The organism is Microbacterium invictum (genome assembly GCF_014197265.1).
GTDB classification, from domain to species: Bacteria; Actinomycetota; Actinomycetes; order Actinomycetales; family Microbacteriaceae; genus Microbacterium; species Microbacterium invictum.
This window is the reverse complement of the sequence record NZ_JACIFH010000001.1, coordinates 1,781,815-1,800,091: the sequence shown is the minus strand read 5'-3', so window position 1 is coordinate 1,800,091 and position 18,277 is coordinate 1,781,815. Positions and strand designations below refer to the sequence as shown.

The 18,277-nt window shown below is 70.3% G+C and carries 15 protein-coding genes; 12 read left to right on the top strand and 3 right to left on the bottom strand.

Translation table 11 applies throughout. From position 1 onward, the window contains the following. Positions 1-13 precede the first annotated feature (13 nt). The 8 genes from BKA10_RS08600 to BKA10_RS08565 all read left to right on the top strand — a co-directional run bounded on the left by BKA10_RS08600 (position 14) and on the right by BKA10_RS08565 (position 9,312). Positions 14-4,546, top strand: coding sequence for a type VII secretion EssC family protein (locus tag BKA10_RS08600; protein ID WP_183499514.1), 4,533 nt, complete (start codon positions 14-16; stop codon positions 4,544-4,546). 102 nt (positions 4,547-4,648) lie between these two features. After that, a complete protein-coding gene (locus BKA10_RS08595) occupies positions 4,649-4,936 on the top strand; it encodes a WXG100 family type VII secretion target (RefSeq protein WP_183499513.1) in 288 nt (95 codons plus the stop codon). A gap of 176 nt (positions 4,937-5,112) precedes the next feature. Beyond that, complete coding sequence (locus BKA10_RS08590; RefSeq protein ID WP_183499513.1) at positions 5,113-5,400, top strand: WXG100 family type VII secretion target; 288 nt, start codon at positions 5,113-5,115, stop codon at positions 5,398-5,400. 179 nt (positions 5,401-5,579) lie between these two features. Then, positions 5,580-5,918 carry a flagellar protein FlgN gene (locus tag BKA10_RS08585; protein ID WP_183499512.1) on the top strand — a complete coding sequence of 113 codons (339 nt, stop codon included), beginning with the start codon at positions 5,580-5,582 and terminating at the stop codon, positions 5,916-5,918. Between the two features lie 26 nt (positions 5,919-5,944). Continuing rightward, positions 5,945-7,153, top strand: a complete 1,209-nt coding sequence (locus BKA10_RS08580) for a hypothetical protein (RefSeq protein ID WP_183499511.1) — start codon at positions 5,945-5,947, stop codon at positions 7,151-7,153. Then, complete coding sequence (locus tag BKA10_RS08575) at positions 7,150-7,806, top strand: hypothetical protein (RefSeq protein WP_183499510.1); 657 nt, start codon at positions 7,150-7,152, stop codon at positions 7,804-7,806. The genes BKA10_RS08580 and BKA10_RS08575 overlap by 4 nt, the downstream gene beginning before the upstream one ends. Further along, positions 7,803-8,624, top strand: coding sequence for a hypothetical protein (locus BKA10_RS08570; protein WP_183499509.1), 822 nt, complete (start codon positions 7,803-7,805; stop codon positions 8,622-8,624). Before BKA10_RS08575 ends, BKA10_RS08570 begins: the two co-directional genes overlap by 4 nt. A 13-nt stretch (positions 8,625-8,637) precedes the next feature. Beyond that, positions 8,638-9,312 carry a protein TPRXL gene (locus tag BKA10_RS08565; RefSeq protein WP_183499508.1) on the top strand — a complete coding sequence of 225 codons (675 nt, stop codon included), beginning with the start codon at positions 8,638-8,640 and terminating at the stop codon, positions 9,310-9,312. Here BKA10_RS08565 and BKA10_RS08560 read toward each other — a convergent pair whose 3' ends face one another. Beyond that, positions 9,313-10,737 (bottom strand): dihydrolipoyl dehydrogenase family protein, encoded by a 1,425-nt coding sequence (locus BKA10_RS08560; RefSeq protein WP_183499507.1) that lies wholly within the window; start codon positions 10,735-10,737, stop codon positions 9,313-9,315. It lies immediately after the preceding gene. Between the two features lie 111 nt (positions 10,738-10,848). Between BKA10_RS08560 and BKA10_RS08555 the strand changes: the two genes are divergently transcribed. The 4 genes from BKA10_RS08555 to BKA10_RS08540 all read left to right on the top strand — a co-directional run bounded on the left by BKA10_RS08555 (position 10,849) and on the right by BKA10_RS08540 (position 16,818). Then, positions 10,849-12,381 carry an AlkA N-terminal domain-containing protein gene (locus BKA10_RS08555; protein WP_183501124.1) on the top strand — a complete coding sequence of 511 codons (1,533 nt, stop codon included), beginning with the start codon at positions 10,849-10,851 and terminating at the stop codon, positions 12,379-12,381. Beyond that, positions 12,378-12,902 carry a methylated-DNA--[protein]-cysteine S-methyltransferase gene (locus tag BKA10_RS08550; protein ID WP_183499506.1) on the top strand — a complete coding sequence of 175 codons (525 nt, stop codon included), beginning with the start codon at positions 12,378-12,380 and terminating at the stop codon, positions 12,900-12,902. The genes BKA10_RS08555 and BKA10_RS08550 overlap by 4 nt, the downstream gene beginning before the upstream one ends. Before the next feature lie 290 nt (positions 12,903-13,192). After that, positions 13,193-15,004, top strand: coding sequence for an ABC transporter ATP-binding protein (locus BKA10_RS08545; RefSeq protein WP_183499505.1), 1,812 nt, complete (start codon positions 13,193-13,195; stop codon positions 15,002-15,004). Continuing rightward, complete coding sequence (locus BKA10_RS08540) at positions 15,001-16,818, top strand: ABC transporter transmembrane domain-containing protein (protein ID WP_183499504.1); 1,818 nt, start codon at positions 15,001-15,003, stop codon at positions 16,816-16,818. Before BKA10_RS08545 ends, BKA10_RS08540 begins: the two co-directional genes overlap by 4 nt. A 60-nt stretch (positions 16,819-16,878) precedes the next feature. On the opposite strand, the gene BKA10_RS08535 is transcribed toward BKA10_RS08540, so the two are convergent. Beyond that, positions 16,879-17,604 (bottom strand): hypothetical protein, encoded by a 726-nt coding sequence (locus BKA10_RS08535; protein WP_183499503.1) that lies wholly within the window; start codon positions 17,602-17,604, stop codon positions 16,879-16,881. 89 nt (positions 17,605-17,693) lie between these two features. After that, complete coding sequence (locus tag BKA10_RS08530; protein WP_183499502.1) at positions 17,694-18,146, bottom strand: GNAT family N-acetyltransferase; 453 nt, start codon at positions 18,144-18,146, stop codon at positions 17,694-17,696. Positions 18,147-18,277 lie beyond the last annotated feature (131 nt).

Sequence of the window (18,277 nt, the reverse complement as noted above, 5' to 3'; positions counted from 1 at the left end):
TGAGGACACCCAGATGAGACTCAAACTGACCCTGCAGCGCGCCAACGCGCAGCGCACCGACATCGTCATCACCTCGGACACCACCGCGACCGTCCACGACGTCGCCCGGCAGGTCGTCGACGCCGACCCGCAGCACGAGATCGTCGCCTCCGCCGACGACGTCCTCACCCTCAGCGTCGCCCCGCCGACGGCGACCGAGTTCAGCATGCTCGACCCGAACATGCTCATCAGCGATGCGCCGGTCGGGTCGGGATTCATCGCCTCGGTCATCAACCTCGGCGAGAACTACCAGCCCGCACGGGTTGCCGGCGCTCCGGCGACCGCGGTCCTCGCCGCGGTTTCGGGCCCTGTCGCCGGGCTCGAGTTCCCGCTGCCGCGCGGCCACTTCACCATCGGTCGCGCGCCCGACAACGACGTCGTGCTCGACGATCCGCTCATCTCCAAGCGCCATGCCCGCATCGAAGTGGGCGCCGCCGTCGAGATCGTCGATCTCAACTCCGCGAACGGCATCGTGATCGACGGCGGACTCGTGCCGCGGCTGCGGGTCATCCCCGGGCAGCGGTTCGTCCTGGGTGACACCGAGCTGGTCGTGCGCCTGGTCGACGACTTCGCGCCGCAGCATGAGCCCGACCCCGTACTCGAGCGCGGCGGCAGTCTGCTGTTCAACCGCAGCCCGCGCGTCGAACCGCGCTACGTGGGCGAAGAGCTGCCGGAGCCGAAGATGCCGAAGGAGCCGACCACGCGGCTCTTCCCATGGCCGATGCTCGTCGCGCCGATCATCCTGGGCGCGACGATCTTCGCCATCAACGGCAACCCGCGCTCGCTCGTGATCATCTTCATGACGCCGCTCATGCTGCTCGGGAACTTCATCTCGCAGCGCACCCAGGTGGGGCAGCGCGTGCGGAAGGAAGCCGAGACGTTCGAGCGGACCTTCGAGGAGACCGAGGAGAAGCTCTACCGCGAACGGCCGCGCGAGCGCGAGATCCGCAACGCCGAGGTGCCGCCGGTCGCGGTCGTGTTCGACGAGGCCATGCGCCTGGGGCCGATGCTGTGGACGCGGCGCCCGGAGCACTGGAACTTCCTGTCCGTGCGGCTGGGCACGTGCGAGGCGCCCTCGCGCACGACGATCAAGAGCGGCGAGAACCCCGACGCTCTGCAGGAGTATGTCGACCGGGTCGAGCGGCTGCGCGAGCGGTATCGCCGGATCGACGGCGTGCCGGTGCTGGAGTCGTTGCAGAGCGTCGGCGTCATCGGCGTCGCCGGCCCGATGCGCGAAGCCGCCGATGCCCTGCGCGGCCTGTCGGTGCAGCTGTTCGGGCTGCACTCGCCGAACGAACTGGTCGCCGTCGCCCTCACCGAACCGGAGTGGGCCAAAGAGCTCGAGTGGCTCAAGTGGCTGCCGCACACCTCGAGCGAGCGCAGCCCGTTCCGCGACATGCCGCTGTCGGACTCGGCATCCACCGGATCCGCACTGCTGTCGGGCCTGGAGGAACTCGTCATGCGGCGTTCGAAGGCCGCCGCCTCGCCCCGCATCCCCTACGACGAGGACTGGGACCCTATGCGGTACGGCACCGACGTGCGCCGCGCGGCGGAGGAAGCCACCTTCCCCGGCCAGACGGCCGTGGTCGTCATCGTCACCGGCGACGCGCCCGTCGACCGCGCCCGCCTGACCCAGGTGCTCGAACGCGGCGCCGACGTCGGCGTCTACGGACTGTTCGTCGCCCCGGTCGTCGACGCGCTGCCGGCAGTGTGCCGCAGCTTCCTCGACGTGACCGGCGGCCTCGAGCACGCCCAGGTCGGCACCGTGCTCAGCGGCGTCGAGTACGCCGACACCGCGGTCGAGGGCGTCTCGAACGAGCTGATGACCATGCTCGCCAAGCGCCTGGCTCCGGTCGCCGACTCCAGCACCGTGATCGAGGACTCCTCCGACATCCCCAACTCCGTGATGTTCCTCTCGCTCATCGGCCCCGAGATGGTCGCCGAGCCGAGCTTCGCGATCGACCGCTGGCGCGAGAACAACACCATCATCGACCGGTCGGGTGCGACCCTGCCGCGGCTCAAGAAGGCCGGCAACCTGCGTGCGATCGTCGGCCAGGGGGCGTCGGATGCCATGACGCTCGACCTGCGGCTGCAAGGGCCGCACGCGCTCGTGGGCGGCACGACCGGCGCCGGGAAGTCCGAGTTCCTTCAGGCGTGGGTGCTGGGCATGGCCGCCGCGCACAGCCCCGACCGCGTGACCTTCCTGTTCGTCGACTACAAGGGCGGGTCGGCGTTCGCCGACTGCGTCGAGCTGCCGCACTGCGTCGGCCTCGTCACCGACCTGAGCCCGCACCTCGTGCGCCGTGCGCTCACGAGCCTGCGCGCCGAGCTGCACCACCGCGAGCACCTGTTCAACCGCAAGAAGGCCAAGGACCTCCTCGAGCTGGAGAAGCGCCGCGACCCCGATACGCCGCCCGCTCTCGTGCTGGTGATCGACGAGTTCGCCGCCCTCGCCGGTGAAGTGCCGGAGTTCGTCGACGGGGTCGTGGACATCGCCCAGCGCGGCCGCTCTCTCGGCATCCATCTGATCATGGCCACTCAGCGCCCCGCCGGCGTCATCAAGGACAACCTGCGCGCGAACACGAACCTGCGCGTCGCGCTGCGCATGGCCGACGAGTCCGACTCGAAGGACGTCGTGGACGATCCGATCGCGGGCAGCTTCGACCCCAGCATCCCCGGTCGCGGCATCGCGAAGACCGGCCCCGGACGGCTCGTGCCCTTCCAGTCGGCGTACGCCGGCGGCTGGAGCACCGACGAGAAGCCCGTCGCCGACGTGAGTGTCGCCGAGCTGCGCTTCGGGTCGATCCAGAAGTGGGAGCTCGACGACGCCGGCGACGACAACATGCACGACGCCGACCCGGGGCCCAACGACCAGAAGCGCATCGTCGCGACGCTCATCGCCGCCGCCGAGCAGGCCAAGATCCCCGCTCCCCGCCGCCCGTGGCTCGACGACCTCGAGCAGACCGTCGACATCCGCCGGCTGCCCGCAGGCCGCGCGGGGGCGATCCTGCTCGGCAAGCGCGACGTGCCCGAACGGCAGCTGCAGGAGGCCGTGTACTTCCAGCCCGACCGCGACGGCTCGATGCTCGTGTACGGCACGAGCGGATCGGGAAAGTCCACCGTGCTGCGCACGATCGCGATCGCGTCCGCGATCGGCCGCCGCCCCGAGAACGTCGCCGTCTACGGTCTCGACTTCGGCTCGGGGTCGCTGAAGGCCCTCGAGACGCTGCCGCACGTCGGATCGATCATCCCCGGAGACGACGCCGAGCGCGTCCAGCGCATCATGCGGTCGCTGGGCGCCGTGCTCGACGACCGCGGCAAGCGGTTCAGCGCCGCCAACGCGTCGAGCATCGCCGAGTACCGAGAGATCACCGGGCGCGACGAGCCCCGCATCATCCTGCTGCTCGACGGCCTGCCGCAGTTCCGCGCGGAGTGGGAGTCGACCACCGCGCGCATGCCGTTCTACCAGGCGTTCATGCGGATCCTCGGCGAGGGCCGCCCGCTCGGCGTGCACGTGGTCGCGACCGCGGACCGGTCGGGCTCGGTGCCCACCGCCGTCAGCGCGAACGTCTCGCGCCGCATCGTGCTGCGCCTCTCGGACGAGAACGCGTACGCCCTGCTGAATGCGCCCAAGGACGTCCTCGACGAGCGCTCGGCCCCCGGGCGCGCCATCATCGACGGCTTCGAGACGCAGATCGCCGTCCTCGGCGGCACGCCGAACGTAGCCGAGCAGACCAAGCTCATGGAGCAGCTGGCCGCCGAGCTGCGCGCCGGCGGTGCCCGCGAGGTCGACGAGATCGGATCGCTGCCCACCCGGCTCGCGCTCGCCGACCTGCCCGACCGCATCGGCGAGTTCCCCGTCCTGGGCGTCGCCGAAGACACCCTCGCGGCGCGCGACTTCGACCCGGTCGGCACCTTCGTGGTGGCCGGCCCGCCGCAGTCGGGCAAGACGAACGCGATGAAGGCGCTCATCACGTCGATGACGCGCTTCGATCCCGAGGTGCGGTTGTTCCACTTCGGCGGGCGTCGCTCGCAGCTGCGCGAGTTCGCGCCATGGATGCGCAGCGCCACGACCCCCGACGACGCCAAGGAACTCGCGACCGAACTGGCCGAGCTCGTGGCAGACGAGGCGCTCGGCATGCGGCTGATGATCGTCGTGGAGGACCTGCCGCAGTTCGCGGACTCGCCCGCCGAGCGCCCCCTGAAGGCCCTGCTCCAGGCCGTCAACCGCAGCGACCACTTCCTGATCGGCGACGCCGACGTGAACCAGGTCACCAGCGGCTTCGGCCTCGTCGGCGACTTCAAGGCCGGCCGGAAGGGCATCGTCATCCGTCCCGACTCGTTCGACGGCGACTCGGTGTTCAAGGTGCCGTTCCCGAAGGTCAAGCGCTCGGACTTCCCCGAGGGCCGTGGCATCTTCGTCCAGGCCGGGCGCGCGGTCACCGTGCAGATGCCGCTGGTGGATGCCGCGAAGCTCCCCCTCCGCGAGACCACCAACGCGGGGTGACAGGCATGGGGAGTGCTCCCCATCGACGGTGTCGGGCGGGGGTTGTTAGGTTCGTGGTGTCGGCCCGGAGTGGGTCGGGAATTTTGACTGAGGGAGTTGACGATGGCTGATTTCGGAGCATCGTATTCGGAGATGGAGCAGGTGGCCTCGTCGCTGTCGCAGGCTCGTGACGACATTCAGGGTCAGCTGGACACGCTGAAGAGCCAGGTGGACACGCTGCTGGGTGAGGACTTCAAGACGCAGCACGCGTCGGGCAAGTTCGGTGACGGTTACGAGGAGCTGACCACGGGTCTGAAGAACGCCACGGACGGCATCAACGACATGTCCGAGGCTCTGCTGGGCATGATGCGCGCGATCCAGGATCTGGATCAGCAGCTCGCCGGCGGCTGAGCCGCACGAACGCACTTCGAGGGGCGGGTCCGCATCGGGCCCGCCCTTTCGCGTGCCCGCGATACGCGCGGGAGGCGGCATGGGGAGTGCTCCCCATCGACGGTGTCGGGCGGGGGTTGTTAGGTTCGTGGTGTCGGCCCGGAGTGGGTCGGGAATTTTGACTGAGGGAGTTGACGATGGCTGATTTCGGAGCATCGTATTCGGAGATGGAGCAGGTGGCCTCGTCGCTGTCGCAGGCTCGTGACGACATTCAGGGTCAGCTGGACACGCTGAAGAGCCAGGTGGACACGCTGCTGGGTGAGGACTTCAAGACGCAGCACGCGTCGGGCAAGTTCGGTGACGGTTACGAGGAGCTGACCACGGGTCTGAAGAACGCCACGGACGGCATCAACGACATGTCCGAGGCTCTGCTGGGCATGATGCGCGCGATCCAGGATCTGGATCAGCAGCTCGCCGGCGGCTGAGCCGCACGAACGCACTTCGAGGGGCGGGTCCGCATCGGGCCCGCCCTTTCGCGTGCCCGCGATACGCGCGGGAGGCCGCATGGGGAGTGCTCCCCATCGCGGCGCTGCGCCCGGGTTCGTTAGGTTCGTGATGTCAGCCCGACCGGGCGACGGACCAGTTCGAAGCCAGGAGGATCGCCATGACCGACGTCGTCTGGGTCAACTACTCGGTTCTGGAGCGCACGAGCAACCGGCTGGGCCGCATCATCGACGAGCTCGAGGACGCGGGCGGACTCGCCGACGCGCTCCAGGACGCGGTCGGCCGGCCGTTCGATCACAGCAGCCTGCGCGACAAGGTCGGCGACTTCGAGGGCCGGTGGAACGACCGGCGAGGCGATCTGGTGCGCGATATCACCAAGATCCACGAGCACGTCGTCGGCGTGCTCGAAGGGTTCAGCGGCTGGGACACCGAGACGGCCTCCCAGATGGACATCGACGCGTCGGGCTTGAGCGACGCGACGCGGCCGACCCCGGCCTGACGACGAAAGCAGACGCAGACATGTGGATGGAGCACTCGCCCCGCGGGCGTGAGATCGAGTATCTCGACGGCAACGCGTCGGAGATCAAGACCCATGGCCGGCGCATCCGGTCGATCGGCCGGCAGATGACCGGCAGCGCCGACGTCCTGGAAGAGCTCGTCACCGGTGAGGACGGCCAGAAGGGCAAGGCGATCGACAAGATCCGCGAGATCGTCGGCGAGACCTACGCCGAACTGCGGCGGGCGGGCAACATGTACGAGCCGACCGGGCCGGTGCTCATCGCCTACGGGGACGCCGTCGAAGACCTGCAGCCGCGCATCCGGGTCGTGGTGGACAACTGCCACGAGTCCTGGACCGTATACAGCGGTGCTCCCGGCAACCGCAACGGCCGTCCGTTCCCGCCGACCGACCCGGACGAAGCCGAGCAGGCAGCCGCGGAGGACGAAGCCCGGCAAGACCTCTATGAGGACTGGCAGGCCGACGCGCGTGCCTTCGACAACCTCTACGACGACTGGTCGGACGCGTTCGACACCGCCGTGCGCGGCATCGGCGATGTGCTCGACGGATCGATCAAGGACAGCTTCTGGGACAACCTCGACGGCGTCGTCTCGGTGGTGCTCGAGGTGCTCGGCTGGGTCGGTCTCATCGTCGCGATCGCCGGCATCATCATCGGCGGCCCGCTGTTCGCCCTCATCGGCGCCGTGATCGGCGTGGCCACCCTGCTGCTGACCGCATACCAGGTGCTGCGCGACGACGCAGGGATGGACAAGCTGATCATCGCCATCATCGGGGTGGTCCCGTTCGGCAAGCTCGGCAAGCTCTTCCAGGGCAAGGCCGGTCTCGTCGACTTCGCAGGCGACATGTTCACCGCGTTCCGCCCCTCGTCGTGGTCGGCGGCGGCCGGGCAGCTCGGCCAGATGCGGACGATCCTCAACTTCTCGCCGAATCTCGCCAACGGCGCGTGGAACGTCATCAACATGAACAACCGCAGCATCGGCGACGTCCTCACCCGCTTCATGTTCGGCCGCGACACCACGAGCCTGAGCAACCTTGCCGAGTCCATCGGCGGTGCCAGCGGTCAGTGGGCGCGCTCGAACTGGGGTGCCGCCGCGTGGGAGGGCGCCTACATGCTCGTGTCGGGTGCGTGGGGCATCGGTGACAAGATCGCCAAGTGGACCGGCAACGCCGACCGTGGTCCCAGCAGTCAGGCCCCGTGGGTCGGAGCGTTCCTGTGACCTCGCAGGCGGTCTCCGCGCCGTCGGTGCCGACCGCGCCGCCGGCCGGCTGGGGCGAGGGGATGTGGCGCCTCGACGCCCACACCGACGCGCCCGGGTGGCTCGGGCTGCCCGCCCGGGTCGACGATCCCGAGGCGTGGGTCCGCGACCGCGCGGAGGAGCTGCGCGTCGCGTGGGCCGAGCACGGGAACCCCGAGCAGTCCGTTGTCGTCGAGGAGATCCTGCGGGCGGGCCTGGCCGCCCGTCCGGCCGACGCCGCGCTGGCCTTCCAGCTGTGGCCGGTGCCGGCGACGCTGGTCGCCCACGTCGACGCCGCCTTCGGCGCGCCGCCGGCCGGCGGCGGTCCGCGTGAGGGGATCCTCTACGAAGCCGAGGGGCTCGGCGTCGGCGTGCAGACCGTGCAGCAGGTCCACGATGAGCCCACCGGCATCACCCTGGTCGGCATCCAGATCAGCTTCATCACTCCGGAAGCGGCGGTCGTCGTCACCTTCCAGCCCACGATCGGCGAACTGCTGACCCTGCTCATCGCTCAGTTCCACGCGTTCGTGCAGACACTCACCTTCACCGCCCCCGATGGGCGTCCCGTCGTCGCCCGGGCGCCGGCCGGCTTCATCGAGGACGCGAGCTGGGCTGATAGCCTGCCTGCACGATGAGCTTCCGCCACGACAGCGCCCAGGCGTGGGCCGAAGAGCACTCGCTGGCCGCACCGCTGTCTCTCGCGCGACTCGAGTCGGTCGCCTTCCAGGACCACCCCGACGTCTACCGGCACTTCGGCGCCGACGGTGCGGCACTCGCCGGCACCGTCGGCGCACCGAAGCCGAGCTCCGGCCGGCGGGCGGGGCGGTTCGTGCTCGGCCTGCTCATGGTCGTCGCGGGGCTGGCGCCGATCGCCGGGTACGCCGTGCTCATCGGCGACCGCTTCCAGTTCTGGGTCATGCCCGCCGAGCGGTCCGTGCCTATCGCGGGCGTCTGCTACGCGATCGCCGCCGTCGCGCTGGTGGTCGCCCTCATCGTCTGGGCCATCGGCGGTGCGCGCTGGTCGCCGCTGCTGCTCGTCTTCGCGATCATCGCGGCCCTGTGCGCGGTGTCGTCGAGCTGGACCATGCCGTCGATCTCCCAAGAGCAGGGCGTCATCGGGTGGGAATTCTGGCACGGCATCGTCATCGCCTGCGCGGTCATCGCGGTGTTCACCGTCGTCGCCGTGCTGATCCGCTTCCGCGTGCGCCCCGCCGAAGAAGAAGACGACGCGCCGCCCGACCGGGCGTCGGCGGCGCTCACCCGGACCACGGTGCGCGAACAGGTCGCCGCGTTGTCCTACGACGAGCGGAACGCGATCCTCGCCGACCGCAACGCCGCGCTGGACGTGCTGCTCGAACGCGGCCTGCTCGGCGCCGAGCAGCATGACCGCGCACATGCCCGAGAGCTCGGGACCCTGTATCTGCTCGACGGCGAGTCCCGCGTGAGCGACTGACGAGAGGACCACCGTGAACGATGCGAAGCCCGGCCCCGACGACCTGAATCCGCAGCCCGAACGGCTGTCGCTGCGCGAGCAGCTGGGCGGCACCCCCGACCCGCTGTTCGAGATCACGCTGCCCACCGGCTGGGTGCGGCGCGACGCGAACAGTGCACAGCGGGAGGAGCTGCGCGCCGCGATGCGTGACCGTCTCATGCGGGCGCACCGCCCCGACCTGCTCGCTCGGGTGCAGCCGCTCGTCGACGACGCTTTCGACAAGATGGCCAAGGAGTCGGTCATCGCCTTCTTCACCCCCGAGACCGGTGATGACGACGCGCTCGCACTGCCCGCATCGCTGGTGGCCTCGCTGCGGCACGCGCCGGTGCCGGGGGAGAACCTCGATCCGCTGATCCGCTCGCTGATCCGCGAAGCCGGCGCCACCCCGCTGCTCGGCGACAAGCGCTTCCTGCGGTTCGAGCGCGAGACGACGCAGAAGATGGACGACGGCGAGTTCCGCCAGACGAACGTCGTCTACCTGACACCGGTGCCCGGATCGGACCACAAGCGCGCCCTGCAGCTGACGGCCACGATCGTCCGCCCGGTCGATGCGCCCGCCGACGACCGGCCCTTCGTGCTCATGAGGGCCCTGTTCGACCTGTGTGTGTCGACCGTGGCGTGGAAGCCCGCCGTCGCCGCTACGGCGTGATCAGGCTTCCGGCCGACCGTAGGCCTCGAGCCAGCGCAGCCAGACCTCGCTGAGCGTCGGGTACGCCGGCACCGCGTGCCACAGGCGGACCAGCGGCACTTCGCCCACGACCGCGATCGTGGCCGCCTGCAGCAGCTCCGCCACGTCGGGTCCCACCAGCGTCGCCCCCACCAGCACCTCGCGGTCCGTGTCGACGATCGCCCGCGCCCGGCCGCGGTAGTCGCTCGCCCGCGTGGATGCGCCCGCGAGGCTCGACAGGTCGACATCGAGCACGCGGGTGCGGATGCCGCGGTCCTCGGCCTCAGCGGCCGTCAGCCCGACGGCAGCCACCTCGGGGTCGGTGAACACCACCTGGGGGACTGCCGCGTGATCGGCCGTCGCGGCATGCGTGCCCCAGTCACCGGCATCCACCGGCCCGCTCAGGGCTCGCGCCGCGATCACGTCGCCGGCCGCGCGCGCCTGATACTTGCCCTGGTGGGTCAGCAGCGCCCGGTGGTTCACATCGCCCACGGCGTACAGGCCGTCGATGCCGGTCACCTGCATCGTGTCGTCGACGTCGAGCCAGTTGCCCGGCGTCAGTCCGACCGTCTCGATCCCGACGTCCGCCGTGCGCGGCACGCGCCCGGTCGCGACGAGCACCTTCGCGACGGTGACCTCGGAGCCGTCGGTCAGGGCAAGGGTCGTCTCCGTGCCGGAACGGCGAGCGGATGCCACTTCGCTGCCTTCCCGGATCCGCACACCCGCGGCGCGCAGCGCATCGCCGACGGCGTCACCCGCGAACGTCTCGAAACCGCCCAGCAGCCCGTGCCGGACGATCATCGTGACCTCGGTGCGCAGCGAGGCGAACGCGGTCGCCATCTCCACGGCGACCACTCCGCCCCCGACGATCGCGAGCGATGCCGGAACCTCTTGGACGCTGGTGGCCTCCCGGCTGGTCCACGGCTCGATGTCGCGCAGGCCCGGGATGCCCGGCATCAGTGCCGCCGACCCGGTGCACACCGCGACCGCATGACGCGCGGTGAGGGTGACGGTGCCGGCATCCATCGTCTCGACGATGACGCGGCGCGGCCCGTCGAGGCGACCGTGCCCGCGGACAAGGTCGATGCCGGCGCTGTCGAGCCACGCGACCTGTCCGTCGTCGCGCCAGTGGCTGGTCATCTCGTCGCGGCGGCGCAGCACTGCGGCGACGTCGAGATCGCCGCTGATCGCCTCCCGCGCGCCGGGCACGTCGCGCGCCGACTGCAGCGCGGCACCGGCGCGCAGCAGCGTCTTGGACGGCACGCACGCCCAGTACGAGCATTCGCCGCCGACGAGCTCGGATTCGACGATCACCGCCGTCAACCCGCCCTGCACGGCCCGGTCGGCGACGTTCTCGCCCACGGGACCTGCTCCTATGACGATGAGGTCGTACTCGCGCTCGTCCATGTCGAGACGCTACCTCCGATCTGTCGTCCGGGGGCAGGCGCGGTATCCACGGTGATGTCCGATTTCCGCGAGTGCGCGTCGGGGGATCGTGCGAGAGTGGATGCCGTGAGCATGACGATGACCTTCGACGAGCGGTACCGCGCGATCGACGCGCGCGACGTCCGCTTCGACGGCCAGTTCGTCACGGCGGTCCGCTCGACCGGCATCTACTGCCGGCCGTCGTGCCCGGCGCGCACCCCGAAGCCCTCGAACGTGACCTTCTATCCGACGTCGGCCGCCGCGCACGAGGCCGGCTACCGGGCCTGCAAGCGCTGCCTGCCCGAGGCTGCTCCCGGGTCGCCGGAGTGGAACCTCCGCGGCGACACCGCCGGGCGCGCGATGCGCCTCATCACCGACGGCGTGATCGAGCGTGAGGGCGTGCCCGGGCTCGCCCGGCGGCTGGGCTACTCGCCGCGGCACCTCACCCGGCTGCTGACCGCCGAGCTCGGCGCAGGTCCCCTCGCCCTGGCGCGTGCGCACCGGGCGCACACCGCGCGAATGCTGCTGGTCGGCACCGACCTGCCCATCGCGGACGTCGCGTTCTCGGCCGGATTCACGAGTGTGCGGCAGTTCAACGACACGGTCCGCGAGGTGTTCGCGCTGGCACCCGGCGACCTGCGGGCGCGCCGCCGCGCACACTCCGGGACGCCGGCCGCCGACCTGGCCGGCGCGATCGATCTGGTGCTGCCCCACCGGGAGCCGTTCGACGCGGCGGGACTGTTCGCGTGGATGGCGGCCCGCGCCGTCCCGGGCGTCGAGACGGTCACCGCGGACTCGTTCGCCCGAACGTTGCGACTGCCCGGAGGACCGGCGTGGTTCGGGTTGCGGATGGATGCCGGTGGCCGGCTGCGCCTGCACGCGAGACTGACGGCGCTGGGCGATCTGCCCGTGCTCGTCGGCCGCGCCCGGCGACTGTTCGACCTCGACGCCGACCCGGTCGCCGTCGACACCGCACTGGCTGCACAGCCCGAGCTGGCGCCGCTGGTCACGCGGACCCCCGGAATCCGCGTGCCCGGTGCCGCCGACCCGCACGAGATGCTGATCCGCGCGATGATCGGGCAGCAGATCTCGGTCGCCGCGGCCACGACGGCCCTGGCACGCCTGACCGACGCGCTGGGGGAGCGGGTCGCCGGGACCGCCGGTGCCGCCGAGTTCGCCGGCCTCGACCGGCTGTTCCCCACGATGGCGGCCATCGCCGAGCACGGACACGAAGTGCTGCGCGGCCCGGGCGCGAGGATCCGCGCGATCACCGGTGCGGCCGCGGCCCTGGCATCCGCTGATCTGATTCTCACGTCGGGCGACGACGGCGCCGATCAGCGTGCCGCACTGCTCGCGATGCCCGGTATCGGGCCATGGACGGCCGACTACGTGCGCATGCGCGTGCTCGGCGACCCCGACGTCGCGCTGCCCGGTGACGTCGCGGTGCGCACCGGCGCCGGCCGGGTGGGACTGCCCTCCGACGTGGCCCCCTTCACCGCGTGGGCCGCGCGCACCGCTCCGTGGCGCAGCTACCTCATGACCCATCTGTGGCGCGCCGCCGGCGGGCCCCCGTCCGCGGCTTCGACACCCCGTTCCCCCGCACCACCCGCACAGGAGTCCTCATGACCGCCACCTACGAGACCATCGACACGCCCGACGGGCCGTTCACCGTGCTCGTCGACGCGCAGCAGCGCGTGATCGCCAGCGGCTGGACCGGCGAGATCGACGACCTCGTGCTGCGGCTCGATCCGAAGGACAGGCCGGCCGACATGGCCGAGGGCCGCGTCGACGCCGCCGAAGCCGCGCGCGCGTACTACGCGGGCGACCTCGCCGCGATCGACGACGTTGCGGTGCACCAGCCGGGGACACCGTTCCAGGAGCTGGGGTGGCGGGCGCTGCGGCGCATCACCCCCGGCGAGCCGCTCAGCTACACCGAGTTCGCCGCCGAACTCGGCAAGCCGAACGCGGTGCGGGCGGCGGCGTCGATCTGCGCGCTCAACGCGCCCGCGCTGTTCATCCCGTGCCACCGGGTGCGGCGTCACGACGGCTCTCTCGGCGGCTTCGCCTGGGGCCTCGAGGTGAAGGAGTCGTTGCTGGCCCACGAGGCCGCACATTCGAAGTTGCGCTCAGCGAACTCTCAGGCATAGGCTGGAGGGCTGTCGCGCCGGGGTGACCTGGCGCGACGCACCTGCCCATCGACTCCAGGAGGAAGCCATGTCCACGGCCATCGTCATCACGAAGCCCGTTGCCCTCCCGGCCGTCGCTGGGCGCGGGGTCGACGCGGGATAGGCGGCGGTACCGCTCCGCTGCATCTGAGCGGCATATTCCTGCCGCTTCCCCCGTTCACTCCCTCAGGGTCACGCTTCGTCGCGCTGTCGCGCCCGCATTCGCCCCTCCACTTCACTGTCTTCGCCTGTCACGACCCCCCCCAAGGATCATGTCCACTCCTCCGCAACGCCTCTCCACTGCCCGGGCCCTCGCCCGGCTGATCCCGTTCGCACGCCCCGTGTTCGGGCGCCTGATCGGCGGCCTGTTCGCCGCGCTCGGCGCCGCGGTCGTGTCGCTGATGATCCCGCTCGTGCTGCAGGCGGTCGTCGACGGGCCGATCGCCGACCTCGACGTCCCGCTCATCGTGTGGGCCTCGCTCGGCGTGCTCGCGCTCGGCGTCGCCGAAGCGCTGTTCGTCTACCTGCGTCGCGCGTTCGTGCTCACCCCGGCCACCGGTGTGGAGTACGAGATCCGTCAGCAGTTCTACCGCCGGCTGCAGCGCCTGCCCGTCGCGTTCCACGACCGCTGGCAGTCCGGGCAGCTGCTGAGCCGCATGATGCAGGACATCAACCTGCTGCGCCGCTGGCTCGCGTTCGGCTCGATCCTGCTCGTGGTCAACGTGCTGACGATCATCATCGGCGCCGTGCTGCTGTTCCGCTGGCACTGGGCCCTGGGTGTGACGTTCATCGTGGTGTCGATCCCGCTGTGGTTCTTCGGCTACCGCTTCGAGCGCAAGTACGGCACGCTGGCACGGCAGAGCCAGGACCAGGCCGGCGACCTGGCGACCTCGGTCGAAGAGAGCGTCCACGGCATCCGCGTGCTCAAGGCCTTCGGCCGCGGCAAGCATGCGCTGCAGAAGTTCGCCCGTCAGGTCGAGACGCTGCGTCAGACCGAGCTCGGCAAAGCCCGTGAAGTCGGCCTGCTGTGGTTCTGGCTCGAAGTCGTGCCGATGATCGCATTCGCCCTGTGCCTGCTGATCGGCATCTACCTGACTGCCCAGGGTGAGCTGAGCTCCGGACAGCTGCTGGGCTTCTTCGCGATGGCCACCGCGCTGCGCTGGCCGCTGGAGTCCCTCGGGTTCCTGTTCTCGTTCCTCGTCGACGCGCGCACCGCGACCGACCGTGTCTTCGACGTGCTCGACGAAGAGAACGACATCGTCGACCCCGCGCAGCCGAAGACGATCGCCGAGCCGCACGGCGAGCTCGCGTTCCGCGGTGTGCACTTCCGGTATCAGGATGCCGCGCCGCACGAGCGCGACCTGCTCGACGGCGTGGATCTCGTGCTCCGCCCGGGCGAGACGATGGCCCTGGTCGGCCTGACCGGTTCGGGCAAGACCACGCTCACGACCCTGCCCACGCGGCTGTACGACGTCACCGACGGCGCGGTCGAGCTCGACGGCGTCGACGTGCGCGACCTGACCCTCTCAGACCTGCGCCGCAACATCTCCATGGCGTTCGAGGACGCGACGCTGTTCTCGGCGACCGTGCGCGAGAACGTGCTGCTGGGCCGTGACGAGCTCGACCCGCACAGCCCCGAGGCCGATGCCGTGCTGACCGAGGCGCTCGAGATCGCCCAGGCGCACTTCGCGTACGAGTTGCCGAACGGCGTCGACACCACCGTCGGCGAAGAGGGACTGAGCCTGTCGGGCGGACAGCGTCAGCGTCTGGCGCTGGCCCGCGCCGTGGCGGCCAGGCCCACGGTGCTGGTGCTCGACGACCCGCTGTCGGCGCTCGACGTCGACACCGAGGCGCTCGTCGAGGCGGCGCTGCGCCGGGTGCTCGCTACGACCACGGCGCTGATCGTGGCGCACCGTCCCTCGACGGTCGCGCTCGCCGACCGGGTTGCCGTGCTCGAGGCCGGCAAGGTGACCGCCGTCGGCACGCACGCCGATCTGCTGCGCTCCAGCGCCCACTACCGCCACGTGATCTCGAGCCTCGAGGCCGACGATACGCGCCACCGAGAGATGGAGGTGAACCTGTGACCCCCTCGAGCGTTCAGGGAACCGCCGGTGAAGACCGCAGCGACTACACCAAGGACGAGAGCAAGGCGATCCGCCGCCGCTCACTCACACTGCTCTGGTCGCTCGTCTCGCCACTGCGCGGCCTGCTGATCCTCACCGCGGCGACCGTCGTCATCTCCACGGCCCTGCGCGTGCTCGGCCCCGCACTGATCGCGTACGGCATCGACACCGCCCTGCCGCGCGCCGTCGAGTTCGCCGATTGGATGCCGGCGATCGGCGTCACCGTCGTCTACCTGCTGACCGGTGTCGCCGGCGCGGGCCTGATCGGCTGGTACGTCGTGCTGTCGGCACGGCTGACGCAGGCGGTGCTCATGGATCTGCGCACCCGCATCTTCCGGCACACCCAGCGTCTGAGCCTCGAGTTCCACGAGAAGTACACGTCGGGCCGCATCATCTCGCGGCAGACCAGTGACCTCGAGTCGATCCGCGAGCTGCTCGACGGCGGCCTGAACCAGCTCGTCCAGGGCGCACTCTACGGTGTGTTCACCCTGGTCGCGCTGTTCCTGGTCGATTGGCAGAGCGGCCTGGTACTGGTCGTCATGGGCATCCCGCTGTTCCTGCTGATGCGCTGGTTCTACAACGAGTCGCAGAAGGGGTTCCGGCTCTCGCGCGTAGTCAGCGCGCGCCTGATCGTGCAGTTCGTCGAGACGATGACGGGCATCCGCGCCGTCAAGGCATTCCGCAAGGAGAAGCGCAACGACGAGGAGTTCGGCGAGATCTCGGCCGAGTACCGTCAGGTCAACCTCAAGCTCGTGAAGCTCTACGGCGTGCTCGACCCCGGCCTGATTCTCCTCGCCAACATCACGATGGCGGTCGTGCTGCTCTGGGGCGCGCTGCGCGTGGTGGACGGGACGTTCATGATCGGCGCCCTGCTGGCGGCCGTGCTGTATGTGCGTAACTTCTTCGGTCCGCTCGAAGAGGTCGCGATGTTCCTCAACTCGTACCAGTCGGCCAACGCGGCGCTCGAGAAGGTGTCGGGCGTGCTCGAAGAGTCGCCCACGGTGCCCGACCCCGACGAGCCGGTGGACCTGTGGACCTCGAAGGGCCACGTCGAGTTCCGCGATGTCGAGTTCGGGTACTCGGGCGACCGGATGATCCTGCCCGACTTCTCGCTCGACATCCCGGCCGGTCAGACGATCGCCCTGGTGGGCACCACCGGCGCGGGCAAATCGACGCTGGCCAAGCTCGTCTCGCGGTTCTACGACCCGTCGGCCGGCACGGTCAGCCTCGACGGGGTCGACCTGCGGTCGCTGCACCCGAAGGACCTGCGCCGCGCGATCGTGATGGTCACCCAGGAGGCGTACCTGTTCAGCGGAACGGTCGCCGACAACATCGCGCTCGGCAAGCCCGAGGCGACGCTCGACGAGATCGAGGCCGCGGCCCGCGCGGTCGGCGCTCACGAGTTCATCGAGGCGCTGCCCGACGGATACAGCACCGACGTGAACAAGCGCGGCGGTCGCGTGTCGGCCGGTCAGCGTCAGCTGATCTCGTTCGCGCGCGCGTTCCTGGCCGACCCCGCGGTGCTCATCCTCGACGAGGCGACCGCGTCGCTGGACATGCCCAGCGAGCGGCAGATCCAGGATGCTCTGCAGACGCTGCTGGCCGACCGGACCGCGCTCATCATCGCGCACCGGCTGTCGACCGTGGCGATCGCCGACCGGGTGCTGGTGATGGAGCACGGCCGGATCATCGAGGACGACACCCCGCACAACCTCATCGCCGGCACGGGCAAGTTCGCCCAGCTGCACGCAGCCTGGCGCGAGTCCCTCGTGTGAATGGATGCCGGGGCCGCGCGCCCCGGCATCCATCAGCATCTGCTGCTCGCCGCCGCGAGATCAGTACCGGCTGCTCGCCGACGCGAGACTCGTCCGGTCTTCGAAGTACCGCGCGTACAGGGTCTCGAGCTCGCTCGCGAAGCCGCCGTCGAGCACGATCTGCGAGCCGAGGTAGGCGAAGCGCTCGTCGGGACGGGCGGAGGAATTGTCGCCGACGGACGCCTCGATCTGCGCGTGCACGGGGTCACTCGACGGCACGCGCGCCATCTCGACCGTGACCAGGGCGTCGGCGCGGGCGCGTTCGGCGTCGTCCATGCGCCGGTAGACGGCGTGGAGGAGTTCGTGCGCGGCCGTGGTCACCAGCACGGGCGTGCGCGGTTCGCGCAGCAGGAAGATGCGGTCCGTGCCGAGGTAGCAGCCGGCGTGGTAGAGACCGCCGGGCAGCTCTTCGCCGTCGGTGCAGATACGCGCGATGTCGGCGCCGTCGACGATGGCCGGTTCGGCGTCGTAGAAGATGAGGCGTCCCTCGGCGGTGAGCTGCATCCGCTCGGCGAGGTCGGCGACCTCCGCTTCGGGGTCTGGTGGGATGCCGACGAGGCCCCGCGCGGCCGGCACCGACTCGGCGACCCAGGTGCGCACCGGGAGGGGCAACTCGTCGAGATAGAACGTGCCGAGGAACGCGACCGCGAGCACCGCACTGATGAGGAACAGGACGCGGCTGGCGCGTCGTCCGCGCTGCGGCACCGGTGGCGGGATCTGGCCGCTGGGTGCCTCGAAGAAGCTCATCCCCACCCCTTCCGCCGTGCGCTCACACTACCGCCGGGTGGCCGGCTGGAGGGGCAGTGCGGCCAGGGCGACGGCGCCGGCCGGGGACGCTAGAGCCGGACTTCGGCGACGACCTCGCCGTACTCGGTCTCGTCCACGGGGGTGAAGCCCACGCGGCGGAAGAACGCCTCGGGCCCGCCCTCGCCGGCCTCGTAGATCACATAGACGTGGTCCTTGCCGCGAATGCGGGCCTCTTCGAGCAGGCTCTCGACGGCGAACCGGCCGACACCGCGACCCTGATCGTCGGCGTCGACGTTGATGCGCCACAGCACGGAGCGGAAGTGCTCCTGCGGGGCCTCGTCGTCGAAGTTCGCGCTCACGAACCCGACGACCTCCTCGCCGTCGAGCACGACGCGCTGCCACGACGTGGCGGGGTTGACCACAGCGCCGGCGACCGCGTAGCTGGTCGGCGCCAGGAACTGCTCCTGGCCCGGCTTGAGGGACATGTTGTTGACCGCCACGATGGTCGTGGCCGACAGTTCTACAAGTCGGAGCTCAGTCATGCCAACAGGCTACCCGGCGCCGGGCGCACGCGGCACCACGGATTGCATCATGCTTCTGTACAGCATCGGAAGTATCTCGACATCAAGAGACTTTCGCCCCGTGGGATAGGCTGGAACCATCCCCGATCCCG